This is a genomic window from Neolewinella aquimaris (assembly GCF_014197245.1).
Taxonomy (GTDB): Bacteria; Bacteroidota; Bacteroidia; order Chitinophagales; family Saprospiraceae; genus Neolewinella; species Neolewinella aquimaris.
In genome coordinates, this window is sequence record NZ_JACIFF010000005.1 from 254,002 (window position 1) to 268,710 (window position 14,709).

The 14,709-nt window shown below is 60.1% G+C and carries 17 protein-coding genes and 1 tRNA gene; 15 read left to right on the forward strand and 3 right to left on the reverse strand.

Annotated elements, in window-relative coordinates:
• Nucleotides 1-5: 5 nt before the first annotated feature.
• Nucleotides 6-1,352 carry a hydroxymethylglutaryl-CoA reductase gene (locus tag GGR28_RS11205; RefSeq protein WP_319936722.1) on the forward strand — a complete coding sequence of 449 codons (1,347 nt, stop codon included), beginning with the start codon at nucleotides 6-8 and terminating at the stop codon, nucleotides 1,350-1,352.
• Nucleotides 1,353-1,395: 43 nt separating this feature from the next.
• Here GGR28_RS11205 and GGR28_RS11210 read toward each other — a convergent pair.
• A tRNA-Asn gene (locus GGR28_RS11210) sits at nucleotides 1,396-1,469 on the reverse strand.
• A 97-nt stretch (nucleotides 1,470-1,566) separates the two neighbouring features.
• On the opposite strand from GGR28_RS11210, the gene GGR28_RS11215 reads away from it, so the two are divergent.
• Nucleotides 1,567-2,481 (forward strand): PfkB family carbohydrate kinase, encoded by a 915-nt coding sequence (locus GGR28_RS11215; RefSeq protein WP_183495876.1) that lies wholly within the window; start codon nucleotides 1,567-1,569, stop codon nucleotides 2,479-2,481.
• A gap of 6 nt (nucleotides 2,482-2,487) precedes the next feature.
• Nucleotides 2,488-3,144, forward strand: a complete 657-nt coding sequence (pnuC, locus tag GGR28_RS11220; RefSeq protein ID WP_183495877.1) for a nicotinamide riboside transporter PnuC — start codon at nucleotides 2,488-2,490, stop codon at nucleotides 3,142-3,144.
• Here the strand turns inward: pnuC and GGR28_RS11225 are convergent.
• Nucleotides 3,109-3,519 carry a secondary thiamine-phosphate synthase enzyme YjbQ gene (locus tag GGR28_RS11225; protein ID WP_183495878.1) on the reverse strand — a complete coding sequence of 137 codons (411 nt, stop codon included), beginning with the start codon at nucleotides 3,517-3,519 and terminating at the stop codon, nucleotides 3,109-3,111. The two genes, pnuC and GGR28_RS11225, sit on opposite strands and share 36 nt — an antisense overlap.
• Before the next feature lie 91 nt (nucleotides 3,520-3,610).
• Between GGR28_RS11225 and GGR28_RS11230 the strand changes: the two genes are divergently transcribed.
• Both GGR28_RS11230 and GGR28_RS11235 read left to right on the forward strand, forming a co-directional pair.
• Complete coding sequence (locus GGR28_RS11230; protein ID WP_183495879.1) at nucleotides 3,611-4,702, forward strand: AI-2E family transporter; 1,092 nt, start codon at nucleotides 3,611-3,613, stop codon at nucleotides 4,700-4,702.
• Between the two features lie 36 nt (nucleotides 4,703-4,738).
• Nucleotides 4,739-5,200, forward strand: coding sequence for a cytochrome B (locus GGR28_RS11235; protein WP_183495880.1), 462 nt, complete (start codon nucleotides 4,739-4,741; stop codon nucleotides 5,198-5,200).
• A gap of 3 nt (nucleotides 5,201-5,203) precedes the next feature.
• Here the strand turns inward: GGR28_RS11235 and GGR28_RS11240 are convergent, their stop codons facing one another.
• Complete coding sequence (locus tag GGR28_RS11240) at nucleotides 5,204-5,383, reverse strand: hypothetical protein (RefSeq protein WP_183495881.1); 180 nt, start codon at nucleotides 5,381-5,383, stop codon at nucleotides 5,204-5,206.
• A gap of 180 nt (nucleotides 5,384-5,563) precedes the next feature.
• Between GGR28_RS11240 and GGR28_RS11245 the strand changes: the two genes are divergently transcribed.
• The 10 genes from GGR28_RS11245 to GGR28_RS11290 all read left to right on the forward strand — a co-directional run bounded on the left by GGR28_RS11245 (nucleotide 5,564) and on the right by GGR28_RS11290 (nucleotide 14,643).
• Nucleotides 5,564-6,088, forward strand: coding sequence for an RNA polymerase sigma factor (locus GGR28_RS11245; RefSeq protein ID WP_183495882.1), 525 nt, complete (start codon nucleotides 5,564-5,566; stop codon nucleotides 6,086-6,088).
• Entirely contained in the window at nucleotides 6,085-6,756 is a 672-nt protein-coding gene (locus GGR28_RS11250) for a HEAT repeat domain-containing protein (protein ID WP_183495883.1), read from the forward strand. Before GGR28_RS11245 ends, GGR28_RS11250 begins: the two co-directional genes overlap by 4 nt.
• Before the next feature lie 11 nt (nucleotides 6,757-6,767).
• Entirely contained in the window at nucleotides 6,768-7,562 is a 795-nt protein-coding gene (locus tag GGR28_RS11255) for a DUF4097 family beta strand repeat-containing protein (protein WP_183495884.1), read from the forward strand.
• A 12-nt stretch (nucleotides 7,563-7,574) separates the two neighbouring features.
• Nucleotides 7,575-8,333: a DUF4097 family beta strand repeat-containing protein gene (locus GGR28_RS11260; protein ID WP_183495885.1), complete on the forward strand. Its 759-nt coding sequence runs from the start codon at nucleotides 7,575-7,577 to the stop codon at nucleotides 8,331-8,333.
• Nucleotides 8,334-8,487: 154 nt separating this feature from the next.
• Nucleotides 8,488-11,139, forward strand: a complete 2,652-nt coding sequence (locus GGR28_RS11265; protein WP_183495886.1) for a DUF5916 domain-containing protein — start codon at nucleotides 8,488-8,490, stop codon at nucleotides 11,137-11,139.
• A 160-nt stretch (nucleotides 11,140-11,299) separates the two neighbouring features.
• Nucleotides 11,300-12,337, forward strand: a complete 1,038-nt coding sequence (locus GGR28_RS11270) for an SPASM domain-containing protein (protein WP_183495887.1) — start codon at nucleotides 11,300-11,302, stop codon at nucleotides 12,335-12,337.
• A gap of 267 nt (nucleotides 12,338-12,604) precedes the next feature.
• A complete protein-coding gene (locus GGR28_RS11275; RefSeq protein ID WP_183495888.1) occupies nucleotides 12,605-13,108 on the forward strand; it encodes an RNA polymerase sigma factor in 504 nt (167 codons plus the stop codon).
• Nucleotides 13,105-13,566 (forward strand): hypothetical protein, encoded by a 462-nt coding sequence (locus tag GGR28_RS11280; protein WP_183495889.1) that lies wholly within the window; start codon nucleotides 13,105-13,107, stop codon nucleotides 13,564-13,566. Before GGR28_RS11275 ends, GGR28_RS11280 begins: the two co-directional genes overlap by 4 nt.
• Before the next feature lie 40 nt (nucleotides 13,567-13,606).
• Nucleotides 13,607-14,107: a DUF4252 domain-containing protein gene (locus GGR28_RS11285; RefSeq protein WP_183495890.1), complete on the forward strand. Its 501-nt coding sequence runs from the start codon at nucleotides 13,607-13,609 to the stop codon at nucleotides 14,105-14,107.
• 38 nt (nucleotides 14,108-14,145) lie between these two features.
• Nucleotides 14,146-14,643: a DUF4252 domain-containing protein gene (locus GGR28_RS11290; protein WP_183495891.1), complete on the forward strand. Its 498-nt coding sequence runs from the start codon at nucleotides 14,146-14,148 to the stop codon at nucleotides 14,641-14,643.
• Nucleotides 14,644-14,709: the final 66 nt, after the last annotated feature.

Sequence of the window (14,709 nt, forward strand, 5' to 3'; positions counted from 1 at the left end):
ACGCAGTGGCCGAGAAAATACAGAATAACGGACGGATCAACGGGTTCAGTAAGCTAGACAAGCGGCAGCGTCGGGAGTGGTTGCTCGAAAAGTTCCTGCCCGGTAGGACCCACGCCGAGTTCCGGCACTTTGAGGCGGCCAGCGAGGACTTGCAACAGGTTTTCGACAACTTCAGCGAGAACACGGTCGCCAGCTTTCCGCTTCCCTTCGGAGTGGCCCCCAACTTTTTGATCAACGGCACGGCATACGCCGTGCCCATGGTCACGGAAGAAAGCAGCGTGGTGGCCGCCGCCAGCAGTTCGGCCAAGTACTGGCTTACCCGCGGCGGTTTCCGGGCCGAGGTAGTGGCCACCGAAAAACTGGGGCAGCTTCACTTTCGCTGGGCCGGGCACCCCGATCGCCGGGCCGCCCTGCTTCCCGAGCTCGAAGCGCGACTGCACGGAGCTACCGCAGGCATTACCGACCGCATGGAAGCCCGGGGCGGCGGCGTACGTGGCATCACCTGGAAGCACTTACCCAATGTCGATCCCCAGTGCTACCAGCTGCTCGTTCGCTTCGGAACCGGCGATAGCATGGGCGCCAACTTTATCAATACCGTCCTGGAAGCTTACGCCACCGAACTCGAAGTGTGGTCGGCCACCAGCACCGCCCTCCACGAAGCGGAGCGTGAGCTGGAAGTCATTATGGCCATCCTCAGCAACCACACCCCCAACTGTGTGGTGAGGGCCGCGGTAAGCTGCCCGATCGAGGCGATGAATATACCCGGTTCGGGAGTGGATGCCGCGGACTTCGTGCGCCGGTTCCGACTGGCCGTTGCCATTGCCCATGAAGACACCCACCGGGCCGTCACCCACAACAAGGGCATCATGAACGGCATCGATGCCGTGGTACTGGCGACGGGCAACGACTTTCGGGCCGTGGAATCCGCCGCCCATGCCTTTGCCGCCGAAACCGGCCGCTACCGTTCGCTGAGCCGCTGCCGGATCGAAGATGAGGTCTTCCACTTCGAACTCACCGTCCCGTTGTCCCTCGGCACCGTCGGCGGCCTCACCCGCCTGCATCCCCTGGCCGATCTGGCCCTCGACATCCTCGGACGGCCCGGGGCGGAAGAGCTGATGTGCATCGCCGCAGCTACCGGGCTGGCCCAGAATTTCGCTGCCCTGCGCAGCCTCGTTACCACCGGCATACAACAGGGACACATGAAAATGCACCTGCAAAATATCCTCTCCAGCCTGCAGGCCAGTCCACCGGAACGCCGGCAAACCGCCGAGTTCTTCCGTGGACGTACCGTGAGCCACCACGGTGTGCGGCAGTACCTGGATCGGTTGCGGGAAGGCGGGGTGGTGGGATAAAAAGAGCGGGGGGACGCAAAACTTTGCGTCCCCCCGGGAAATGCGCCTCAGAAAGGGCTCGAACCTTTGACCTACGGATTAACAGTCCGCCGCTCTAACCAACTGAGCTACTGAGGCAGTGCGCACTAAACAACCACGGTGGCTGCCTAAGCGGACGCAAATTTACGCTGTCCCGCTTTATTTTGCAATCTTTGTCGCCCCAAAAAAATAAAATATGAGTCTGCTCGCAGTCGGAACCCTAGCCTACGATGATGTCTATACCCCCTTCGGAGAGGTGAAACAGATCGAGGCGGGCAGTTGCACCTATATCGCCATGGCGGCAACCTACTTCGCGCAACCCGTGCAACTGGTCTCCGTGATCGGCGGCGATTACAACGACGCGTTCCTGGCCGACCTCGAGCGGCGCGGTGCCGACCTGGAGGGCGTGGAGGTGATTCCCGACGGCAAATCCTTCTACTGGGCCGGTCGCTACCACGACGATATGATGGGCCGCGACACCCTCGATACCCAGCTGAACGTACTGGCCGACTTCGATCCTAAAGTCCCGGAATCCTACCGCAACACCGACTACGTGATGCTCGGTAACCTGACCCCCTCCGTACAGTCGCGGGTCATCGACCAAATGGCCCACCGCCCTAAACTGATCGCGCTGGATACGATGAACTTCTGGATGGACGTCGCCCTCGACGACCTCAAAGAAGTGCTCAAGCGCATCGACGTCCTCATCATCAACGACGAGGAAGCCCGTCAACTCAGCGGCGAACTGAGTCTCCTCACCGCCGCGGCGAAGATCGTGGAAATGGGCCCTAAGATCCTCATCATCAAAAAAGGAGAGCACGGCGCCCTACTATTCGAAGAGGACAAAGTCTTCTACGCCCCCGCCCTGCTGCTGGCCAAGGTCGTTGACCCAACCGGAGCCGGCGACACCTTCGCGGGCGGACTGGTCGGCTACCTGGCCGCCACCGACGACCTGAGCTTCGAAAACCTGAAGCGGGCCGTCATCTACGGATCGGCCATGGCCAGCTTCGTGGTGGAAGATTTCGGTACCCGCCGGATGCAAAATCTGGACCGCGAGCAGATCGATGCCCGGGTCGCGCGCTTCGTCGAACTGATGAACGTGTCGCTCTAGACCGGTATGGAACAATTGCTCGGGCAGATCTACGCTACGGAGCTCGTCGAATGGATCGCAACCGGGACGGCCCTGATCTACGTATGGCTGGCCGCGCGCGACAACAACTGGTGCTGGTTCTTTGCGGCCGTGAGTGCGCTGTTGTGGGCTTACCAGTCGTTCATCGTTTACCGCCTGGTATCGGACGCCTTGCTACAGGGCTTTTACTTCGTAATGGCGGGAGTGGGGCTGTTTCGCTGGCACCGTTCCCGGGCAACCCGACCCGATCACCGGATGCTCGATGCCGTAGCCATTCAGCCGGCGTCCGAAACGGAAACCGCTATTTTCCAAATGAACTGGCGTGAGCACGCCGTCACCATCGGGCTGGGCCTTGTCGTGGGGCTGTTGTTAGGGTACGCGGTGGGAGCCATTGCAACCGCGACCCAGACCTACCTCGATGCGATCACGACCAGCTTCAGCATCATTGCCACCTTTCTGCTTATCTGGCGCCGGCTCGAGAACTGGCTCTACTGGATCGTGATCGACGCGGTGTACGTCTACATTTATCTCCGGTCGGGTGCGGTGCTCTTCGCCCTGCTGATGGTCCTGTACGTAGCGATGGCTATATATGGCTATTTCCAGTGGCGGTCATCCGTACACCGTAGCCACGAGGCTGCGCGCTGAGGCGCGGTTGCGGAACTCACATAGGTAGATGCCCTGCCAGGTCCCCAGATTGATGCGGCCGTTGGTGATGGGCAGGGTGATGGTGTTGCCGATCATCGCGGCCTTGATGTGGGCGGGCATGTCGTCGGGGCCCTCGAGGGTATGCACCAGGAACGGCATATTCTCGGGCACCAGCTTGTTGAAGATGGACTCGAAGTCGACCAGCACATCCGGATCCGCGGCCTCGTTAACGGTGATCGCCGCCGAGGTGTGCTGAATGAACAGGTGCAGTAGTCCGGTTTCCGGCAGGGGGGGCAGGTTACGGGTGATCTCGCCGGTGACAACGTGAAACCCGCGGGGGCGGGCGGTGAGGCGAAAGGAGGTTTGGGCGACCACGGGGGCGGGGGTTAGGTAAGCCGCAAAAGTACAACGGAGTGAACAGTGACCGCCCCTACGACCTATCAAAGGGGAAACCAGCAACCTACCTATGCCCGCATCTAAACTCGTCGCCGTCGTTCTCCGACTCGCCCTGGTCATCGGTATCGTCACCATCCTCTACTTCGGAAAGCCGGTACTCCTCACCCTGACCGTGGGCGGACTGCTGGCCGTACTACTCGATCCGATCGACGAAAAACTGCGCAGCTGGGGCTGGAAGCCGGGCTTCGCCATCGCCGGGGCGGTGTTCGTGCTGCTACTGGTGTTTGCCGGACTCTTCTTTGCGGTCGGTAAACAGGCCTCCCGTTTCGCCGAAAACTGGCCGCAGATCGAGCAGCGGCTCGGCGAGCAGATGGAAAAACTGAAGGAAAAACTTCCCATGGTCCCGGGCGGCGGCGGGGAAGACCAAGCGAAACAACAAGGCAATGGTCAAACGGCCCAGCTTCCCGTCGGTAGTGCGGGCGGCAGCAACACCACCGGCAGCGTAATGGACAAACTGCCGGTCGACCGCAGCCAACTTACCGGTATCCTTTCCTCCACCCTGAGTGCGCTCGGTGATTTTCTCCTAATTTTGGTGTACGTCGTCCTCTTTTTATCCCAGAAGGAGCGCCTGCGGGAGTTCGTGCTGCGCCGGGCGCCCGACGACAAGCGCGGCCTCACCCACCAGACCATCAACGAAAGTGCCGATGTCGCCCAGAAATACCTGAAGGGTCGCCTGATCCTCATCTTTATCCTGTCGGTGCTCTACACCGGCGGCTTCCTGATCTCCGGTCTCGATTACGCCCTGGTGGTCGCGGTCCTGGCGGCCGTCCTGAGCATCATTCCCTACCTGGGCAACATCATCGGCGGCGGACTGGCCCTGGCCATTGCCCTGGCCGGTGGGGGAGGCACGACGGCCATGGTCGGGGTACTGGTGACTATGGCTATTGCCCAGCTGCTCGAAAGTTACATTCTCACGCCCCTCATCGTCGGGGATGAGGTGGACATTAACCCCCTCACCACCATCGTAGCCGTCATCGCCTTCACCGTACTTTGGGGTGCGGTGGGTGCCATCGTGGCCATTCCCGTAGTGGCCATACTGCGCATCGTATTCAGTCACGTGGAGGGCACTGAGGATTACGCCTACTTACTCGGGCAGGATTAAAATCGGCGCCCGTATCTTGCGCATCTAACTTATACCATGGGAGTACTCTACACCGCCGTTCAACACGCTCACTCCGGCCTCCGCTGGGTGGTCCTCATTCTCCTGATCGCCGCCATCGGCCGGGCCGCTTCCCGTCGCCGCACCGGAGTGGTGTATCCGGGCAAGGACAAGCTTGCGCTCTTTTCGCTGATCTCCGTACACATTCAGTTGCTGCTGGGCCTTGCCCTGTTTCTCTGGCTGAGCCCGTACGGCATCACCGCCGACCCGATTGAGGGGGGCGGATCGGCCGTCGCCAAGTACTACAACTACGTACACTGGTGGACGATGCTCATCGCCGTCGTCCTCATCACCGTCGGCTACAGCAAGGCCAAGCGACAGGCGGAGCTCAACAAGGGCTGGAAGACCATCGGTATCTACTACCTCGTCGGGCTGCTCATCATACTGGCCGGCATCCCCTGGCCCTTCTACCCCGGTTTGGAGAGCGTTGGTTGGGGATAAGCCTCACTCCGCATGCGGCCGTTCGATCAGGGTGTCTGCTTCCCGGCGATCCATGACGCCGAAGCCCAGGGCCTGCAGGACCAGCGAAAGCACCACTAGAATAATGATCACGTAAACCACCTTCATCAGGGTGGAAGTCTTCTTTCGTGGCGGGGTCGCGGGTGCAGGGTTCGTGGGAGGCATAGCAGACAATTTTGGTAGACTCCCCAAACGAAATGGGTAGATGAATGTGCATTCCTCCCGAATCGGCGGGTCAGGAGCGGAAGGGTAATGTCTAAAAACGAAGTGAAGAAAATCTTAACGGGCGTGTAACCATCCGGCCTAACTTGAGTATCCCCTACCGAAGGAAACAAGCAACGGACCTTGACGCTCACCGACGAAACACTGATGGAACAGGTTGCCGACAACCGGCTCGGAAGCCTGGCTCCACTGTACGAGCGGTACAAGTCCCCCCTGCTGGGTTTCCTGCTGAACCGGACCAACGGGGACCGGGCGACGGCCGAAGACCTGCTGCACACCACCTTCGAGCGCATCATCAAGTACCGCACGAGCTGGAAACCGGGGCAGAACTTCAAGACCTGGGCCTTCACCATTGCCCGCAATGCCCACCGCGACCGCTGCCGGCTGGAGGGAAGGATGCCGCTCAACGAAAACTTTGATTTCGGCGACCTTCCGCTGCCGACGGAGGAAGCCCCCACCGACTGCCGCACCGCCCTGGCCGCCCTGCCCGAAAACTACCGGGTGGTCGTGGAACTGGCCTGGCAACGCAACATGAAATACGCCGATATCGCCCGGGTGCTCGATACCACCGAGGCCAACATCAAGGTGCGCATGCACCGCGCCTGCAAGCAACTGCGGGCCAACTACCACAACGCCAACCGGCCATGAAAGAGACCAACGACGACGAACTGAACCAAGAAATGGAAGCGCTGCGCGGACTCCGGAAGGAAATCGCGAATCTACCCGACCCCCAGCCGAGTGCCGCTGCCGACCGTCGCTTCGCCGAGATGCTGGCGGCTCACACCAAACCCGAACGCTCTTCCGGACAAACCCGGCGCCTGCGCCCCGCCGCCCTCCTGTCTATTGCCGCGACCCTGTTGCTGCTGGTTTTTGGCCTGGGATGGTACTTCGGCAGTACCGAATCCGATGCCGAACGACAACTGGCCGCCACCCGCACCCTGATGCTGGAACTGATGCAGGACCGGCGCAGTAGCCAACGCATGCACGCCGCAACGGTAAGCCTGGACATCGATGTCGCCGACCCGGAGGTCATCGCTAATCTGGGGCTGCTGCTCCGCACCGACGAAAACACCAACGTGCGCCTCGCCGCCCTCGATGCCCTGCGCCGCTTCGCCGACGCCCCCGCCGCCCGCCGGGAAATGCTGGACGCCATGGGGAGCGACCCCCCGGCCGCCGTGCGCGTGCAGCTGCTGGAAACGCTGGTGGGGCTGAACGAAAAAAGGGTGCTGCCCTACCTGGAGGAAATCATCTCCAACGACAGCATCCCCCGACGGCTGCGCGACGCAGCGGAACTCGGAACCTTTAAATTAATCTAGAAACAACAACCATGCTACGCATACTATTCCTTCTTTGCCTTACTTCCGCCCTCGGGGCCCAGCAAGACTTCAAGATCGCCGCCGGTGGCAAGACCATCGAATTTAAGGAGATCGACCGGCTCACGATCGTGGGAAGTACCGGCACGGAGATGACCCTCGAAGCCCAGAAGGAAGGGAAAGTGGACGACCGCGCCGCCGGGCTCCGCCAGATCAGCGCGTCCGGACTCACGGACAACACTGGTTTCGGCCTCAGTGTAACCGAGCGGGAGGGACGCATTCTGGTACAACAAGTCGGCGGCGAGGGCAGCGGGGTCACGGTACGCGTCCCGAACAGCGCCACCGTATCGGTAGAGCAAACGACCCACCGCGGGGGCGACCTGAAGGTGAGCGACTTCAGCGGCGAGCTCGACGTAAGTATGATGTACCACCACGTCGAATTGAATAATGTGACCGGTCCGGTTGCCGTCAACGCCGTCTACGACGACATCATCGCCAAGTGGGACGCCGCACCGACTAAGGAGGTTCGCCTACACTCCACCTACGCCGACGTCGATGTGACCCTGCCCGCCAGTACCAAGGCCGATCTGCGCCTCTCCACCGGCTACGGGAATATGTATACCGACTTCGACATCCAGATCAAGTCCAACACGGTATCCGGAAAACCGGAAACGGAGCGCGACGAGTGGCGGGGCCGGCGCGACCGCGACGACATCGTGACCAATTCCCTGAGCGGTACCATCAACGGCGGCGGTACGCTCCTGGCCCTGACGGCGACCTACGACAACCTTTATATCCGTAAGAAGTAAAAATCTGATCCCATGCTACGCTTAATTATTTGCAGCCTCCTGCTGGCTGCGGGCCACCTTCATGGCCAGTCGGCAACGAAAAACCTGGCCCTGGAAGGGGCTACCTCCCTCCACCTCTCGGCACTCTTTAGCGACGTGGCAATCACGACCGGCAGCGGAGATGCCGTGACCGTCGAGCACATCCTTCTCATCGACGGGAAGGCCCGCCCCGAGCTGACCGAGTTGAGGGTCACCCGCCAGGGTGGGGTGTTGATGGTGGAGGAGACCAAACCGACCGAGCAGCAGCTGAAGCCGGAGATGCAGCGCGGCACCACCGTCATCAACGGCCACCGGGTGTACGGCACCAACGGTCTCAACATCGAAACCCGCCTGATCGTGACCGTCCCGCAAGGGCTGCCCGTGTCCCTGGAGACGATCTACGGTAACGTTGATATTACTGATTTGGTGAAACTAAAGGAAGTAAGGGCGACCTACGGATCCGTGACCGTGGTGTACACCGACAAGGCCCTGCTACCCCCGGCGATCGACCTGTACAGCAACTACGGGGCCGTCGACCTCACCCTCCCCCCGGATACCGATACCCAGGTCGAACTGACTACCGAGCACGGCAAGCTGCTCACCGACTTCGACATCGCCATCGACCCGGACGGGAGCGAGCACCAAAATTTTTTCGAGCAAGTCGCCGGCACCCTCGGAAATCCAACGACCGATGGGCTGCTGCGGTGTACGGCGCCGTACGGGAAGGTGTATCTGCGGCGGGGTGGGGGGTAGCGGTCGGACCGCTTAAGCCGTCGGACGGGGTGACCCCGTCCGGCATTTGAATCGTTGGACGGGGTACCCCCGTTGGACGGCTGTACGGAAAATTTTGGAAAAAAGCAACCCGGCAAATCGGCATTCGTCTTTTTAACCGCACACACCAACTAGCATGTTGAAACTACTTCTACCAACCGTGGTCCTCACTATTCTATCCGGAATGCTGGCTGCTCAGGATACGACAGCACAGGAGACCTACCCGCAACGGCACTACCAGACCCAACGGGCAACCGAGGCTCCTACCATCGATGGAAGCCCGACCGATGCGGTGTGGGACCTGGTGGAGTGGAGCGGCGACTACATGCAGTTCGAGCCGAACCCCGGTGATCCGCCGACCCAACAGACCTTCTTCAAAATCCTCTACGACGACCGTAACCTTTACGTAGCCTACCGCTGCCTGGATGACCAGCCGGAGTTGATCGAACAGCGCATGGGCCGCCGCGACCAGTTTCCCGGCGACTGGATAGAGATGAACATCGACAGCTACCACGATAAACGAACCGCTTTTTCATTTACCGTCTCCGCCTCCGGAGTTAAGGGCGACGAGTTCGTCTCCAACGACGGCAACAACTGGGACAGCTCCTGGAACCCCATCTGGGAAACCAAAACCCAACTCGACTCTACCGGCTGGACGGCCGAACTGCGCATCCCCCTCTCCCAGATCCGCTTCTCGGCCGGTACCGACCAGGTGTGGGGGATACAGTCTACCCGCCGCGATTTCCGCATGGACGAGCGCAGCATCTGGCAGCCCCGCTCCCGCACCGCCTCGGGATGGGTGAGCCGCTTCGGAGAACTGCGCGGTCTTCGCGACCTCCAGCCCCGCCGCACCGTTGAGTTGCAGCCATACGTCGTCGCCCAGCGATCCACCTACCCGGCCGAGGAGGGCAATCCCTTCGTTGACGGGGCGGACAACCGCATATCTGCCGGCCTCGACGCCCGCATTGGAGTCACGAATGACCTGACGCTCGACCTTACTATCAATCCTGATTTCGGACAGGTGGAGGCCGACCCCGGTGCACTCAATCTCGACGGCTACCAGATTTTTTTCCGGGAGCAGCGCCCGTTTTTCGTGGAGGGGCAGAATATCTTCGACTTCAACCTCTCGCGGGCCGAAGCCGGTGGCCGGCACACCTCCGATCAACTGTTCTACTCGCGCCGCATCGGCGGCAGACCGCACCGCTTCGTGTCGTCCGAGGCCGACCGCAGCTACTACGTGGATCAGCCCAGTAATACAACCATTCTCGGCGCCGCGAAATTCAGCGGTAAGACCTCCTCGGGACTTTCCGTCGGTCTGCTAGAGAGCATCACGGAGCGCGAAGTAGCTACCATCGACCTGGCCGGCGAGCGAAGTGAAACTGTGGTGGAGCCGCTGACCAACTTCCAGGTCGGCCGCATCCAGCAGGATTTTCGGGGCGGGGATACTTACGTAGGAGCTATTCTCACCGGCGTTCAACGGAGTTTGGGCGACGATCCGGAGCTAGGATTTCTGCACCGACAGGCCTATTCCGGCGGCGTCGACTTTACTCACCGCTGGGACGATCGTTCGTGGTACGTTGCCGGCAATACCGTGCTGTCGTCAGTTAGCGGCAGCGAGGAAGCGATCCTCCAAACGCAGACCGGCTTCGAGCATTTTTTCCAGCGGCCGGATGCCGATCACCTGCGGGTAGACAGTACCGCAACCCAACTAAATGGCAGCAGCGGTATGCTAAAAGTGGGCAACCTGGGCGGCAATTTTATCTTCGAGACGGGGGCCACCTGGCGGTCCCCGGGCTTCGAGATCAACGACATCGGCTTCATGCGCAACGCCGACGAGATCAACTACTTCGGCTGGGCGGCGCGGCGGTGGCAACAGCCCTTTTCCATCTTCCGGCGCTTCCAGATCAACGGAAACGTATACTCCACCTTCGACTTCGGGGGCAACCTGCTCAACCAGGCCTTTAACACCAATAGCCACGCCAACTTTACTAACTTCATGCGTGCCGGTGCCGGTGCCACCTACGTTCCCTACCGGGCATCGAAAACCGACCTGCGCGGCGGACCCATCCTGCGGCAGAGCCCGGGCTTTGAGTACTTCGGCTATATCGTATCGGACAACCGCAAGAAGGCCTCGATCGGAACACAGGGCTACCAATTCCGCACCTTCGACGGGAATCAGGTGGAGGGGTCCATCGAATTTTTTGTCGAGTGGCAGCCACTGGATGCGGTGTCGGTCAATTTCTCTCCCCGCTATTCCACCTTTGCGCGGGCCGATCAGTACGTTGCGCAACTGGACGGTGAATCGGGTACCGAATACATCGTCGGGGCGGTGGATCAGCGCACCTTCAGCACCACGCTGCGGCTGAACTATAACCTCACGCCCGATCTCACGGTGCAGTACTACGGACAGCCCTTCATCAGTCGGGGACGGTACCGTGACTTCAAGCAATTCTCAGGTGAGGGGCTGGCCGACAAGTTTTCGGAGCGCTTTTATTCCTTCGGTCCGGAGGAAGTGTACTTCGATACGGAGTCCGGTATATACAGGCTTGGTCCCGACGGGCGCTTCGAGATTAGCGATCCTGACTTCAGCTTTATCCAATTTCGTTCGAATATGGTCCTGCGGTGGGAGTACCGGCCGGGTTCGGAGTTGTACCTCGTGTGGTCACAGGGCAATACGGCCAGTGGAGTGCCGGGCGATCGGCTACTGCGCAGTTTGGGAAGAAACGTATTCAACGACGAAGTGAGAAACAATTTCCTGATTAAAGTAACCTACCGCTGGCTGAGGTGAACGACTACCGTCAACCGAGACCGATCGGTGGAAAAGAGGCCCCCGTTCGTCGACAAAAGTTGGGCGGGGACGCAGGAGCAAAGAAGATTGTATTAGTTGATTACATAGTCTTTAGGGAAGCCGGTTCGTTAGCGCGGACCGGTTCCTTTATCTTTGGGGCATGGCCAAGCTTTACCCGGCGGACACGCTCAATTTCTTACGCAAACTTACGCCACGCCGGGTAACCAACGCCGTAAAAGTCACCGCCAGCTACTACGCCACCCGCTGGCTGCAGCGGCCGGTGGTGTGGGGAAAGCCGTTTACGGTGTCCTTCGAACCCACCACCGCCTGCAACCTGCGCTGCCCGGAGTGCCCAAGTGGGCTGCGCCAATTCACCCGCCCCACCGGTAACCTGAAGGCAGACTTTTTTCGGCGCACCATGGACGATATCGCCGATCGCCTGCTCTACCTGATCTTCTATTTTCAGGGGGAGCCGTACATCAATCCCGACTTTCTCGACATGGTGAAGGAAGCCAGCGACCGCGGCGTGTACACCATTACCTCCACCAACGGCCACTTCCTCAACGACGCCAATGCCCGGCGGACCATTGCGAGCGGTCTCGACCGCCTCATCATCAGCGTCGACGGCACTACCCAGGAAGTGTACGAGCAGTACCGTAAATCCGGAAAGCTGGACACCGTACTCCACGGCGCCCGCAACCTGGTGAAGTGGAAACGGGAGATGAAGTCGGTTACCCCCCACCTGATTTTCCAGTTCCTAGTCGTAAAACCCAACGAGCACCAAATGGGCGAAGTCGTTCGTCTGGCCGACGAGATCGGAATTGACGAGGTGAAATTCAAATCGGCCCAGCTCTACGACTACGCGCACGGCAACCCCCTGATGCCGGAGCAGGAGCAGTACGCCCGCTACTATAAAAAGGGCGACGGCACCTACGGAATCAAAAACAAGCTCCAAAACCACTGCTGGAAGCTCTGGCACAGCTGCGTCATCACCTGGGACGGCCTGGTCGCGCCCTGCTGCTTCGATAAGGACGTCACCCACCGCCTCGGCGACGTGAAGAGCCAATCTCTAGCCGAGGTCTGGGACGGGGCCGCCTACGACGATTTTCGCACCAAACTGCTGAAGGGCCGGGCGGAGATCGACATCTGCCAAAATTGTACGGAGGGGTGCGAAGTTTGGCTGGGGGCGGAGGTTTAGGCCGTCGTCGGCCGACCGAGGCACGAGGCTCGTCCGCCGACTATTCGACTGAGTTGAGTGGTGGTGGGCCTGACCCTTGTTTCTATGTGACTCTCCTCTGGCCCGACTCGGCGGACGAGCTTGGGCTCGGCCGACGAGGGGCGCAGTTGTCGGCCGACCGAGGCACGAGGCTCGTCCGCCGACTAATCGATTGAAGTTGGTAGAAAAAGGTGGCGTACCCTGTAACAAAGCCAGTAGGTTGATCCGTGTACCAATCAAACGCCAATTGTGCAGAGCTTTACTTCCATTGCTGATTCGGTTCGCGACCGCCTTTACCGGCTGGCGCTGCGGATGACGGGCGACGGGGGAGATGCGGAAGATGTAGTGCAGGAGGTGCTGATCAGCAGTTGGCAAAAACGGGAGGAGATCGTACGGCTCGACAATCCGCCGGCCTGGCTGCTGAAAATGACCCACAACCGGGCCATCGACCGATTGCGATCCAGATCAAGCCGGTCGAACAACGAAGGTGCGGCGGCACACTCCGACCAATGCCTGGAAACGCCGCACCGGCTGGTCGAAACGGAGGACACCCTGTACCACATTCACCGGTTGATGGCGCGGTTGCCCGCCGAGCAGCGCATCGTGCTTCACCTGCGCGAGGTGGAGGGGATGAGCTACCGTGAAATCGTGGAAGCAACGGGACTGACCATGGAAAAAGTGAAAGTGTACCTGCACCGGGGGCGCATGCAACTGCGGGAGTTGCTGCTGAACGAAAAGATCGTAGAAAGATGAATCACCAACTAGCCAAAGAACTCATGCAACGCTACTTCGCCGGGGAGACCAGCCTGGCGGAGGAGAAGGAGCTGCGGACCTACTTCCAAAGTGAAAATGTAGACCCGACGCTGCAACCCTACATCCCCCTGTTCCGCTACTGGGAGGTGGAACGGGCGGTGGTCGCGCCGCGCCGACCGACAAAAACCCGCCGGCTGCCCCGGATACTCTTAGCCATCGCCGCGGCACTGCTCCTGGTGCTGGTGGCCCGTTTCGCCCAGCTGAGTACGGCACCCGCCGTGACGGCATTCCCGGTAGCCGAGCGGCAGCCCGTGGACTGGAGTCGCTACGAGGTCACCGATGAGGGGGAGGCGCTGCGCATACTTAAGGCGGTGCTGAAAACGACCTCCGAAAAAATGAAACAGGGACCCGCAATTACGCTGCGCGAGTTGCGTGAGGTGGAGGAGATCCTGGATTAAAATTTACCAACCCGGCTAAGGCCAACCAAACTATGTACCGATGAAATACCTGATCGCTTTGCTCTTCGTGCTTTACCTGGCACCTGCGTCCGCGCAAAAAGATGTGCCGCTGGATGCCATTTCGAATTACTTCAGTGAGTACGTAGACGATCAGCGCTTTACGGCGGTGTACGTAAGCGGGAAGATGTTTGAGCTGTTTAACGATGCTAAGATCGACCTCGACGAGATTGATGAGGACGAAGTAAAGGCCATCCTGGAAGTGGTAAAGGACATCAAGGGAATCCGGGTGCTGCACACCGACGTAACGCCGCTGGAATTCTACAAAAGTGCGAAGGGGCGCATCAATACCGACGCCTACGAACTGCTCTTCAAGGTGCGTACGCAGGACGGGCAGAATGTCGAAGCATTCATCCAAAACCAGGACGCCATCGTCAACGAACTTTTCCTGCTGGTGGGGGCCAACGACACCTTCGCCATGCTCAGCTTCGTCGGCAACATCGACCTCAGCAAGCTTTCTGATCTGCAGCGCGCCCTCGACTAATCCGCCCACTCATTCACCCACCATTTAATTACGTACCCATGAGATTCTTCCTACTAATGGTCCTGCTTACCACGGCACTCCACGCCCAGGACATCGTGATCCGCGACTTCATCAAAGAGCACCGCCGCGGGGAGGAAAACGTAGCGTTCAAGGTCCCCGGCTGGATGGTCGGACTGGCCAGCGACATCGGGGCTACGGCCAGCGACGACCACGACGAGAAAATTCTCTTCAAATTGCTGGGCGAGCTGGGTACGGTGCGGATGGTTACCTACCTGAACGAAGACTTTCAGCGGCCCGAATCGAGCATCGGCAACCTGCTGTACAGCCTGGAGCGGTACCGCGGCTTCGAACGCTGGGCGGATATGCGAACGCAAGAAGGACAGCGGGTGACGCTGACCGTGCGGTACGAGAACAAAAAGGTGCGGGAACTGATGGCGGTGGTGCGGGAGGAGGACCGGACGACGCTGGTGGCGGCACGGGCGCATCTTTCGGCGGAGGAGCTGGGGAGGTTGGTGAATGAGCTGGAGGAGTTGTAGGGGAGCTAAATTTCCCCGATAGCTATCGGGAGAGGCAGCATTGTACTTTTGCGGGATGCAGCGTGC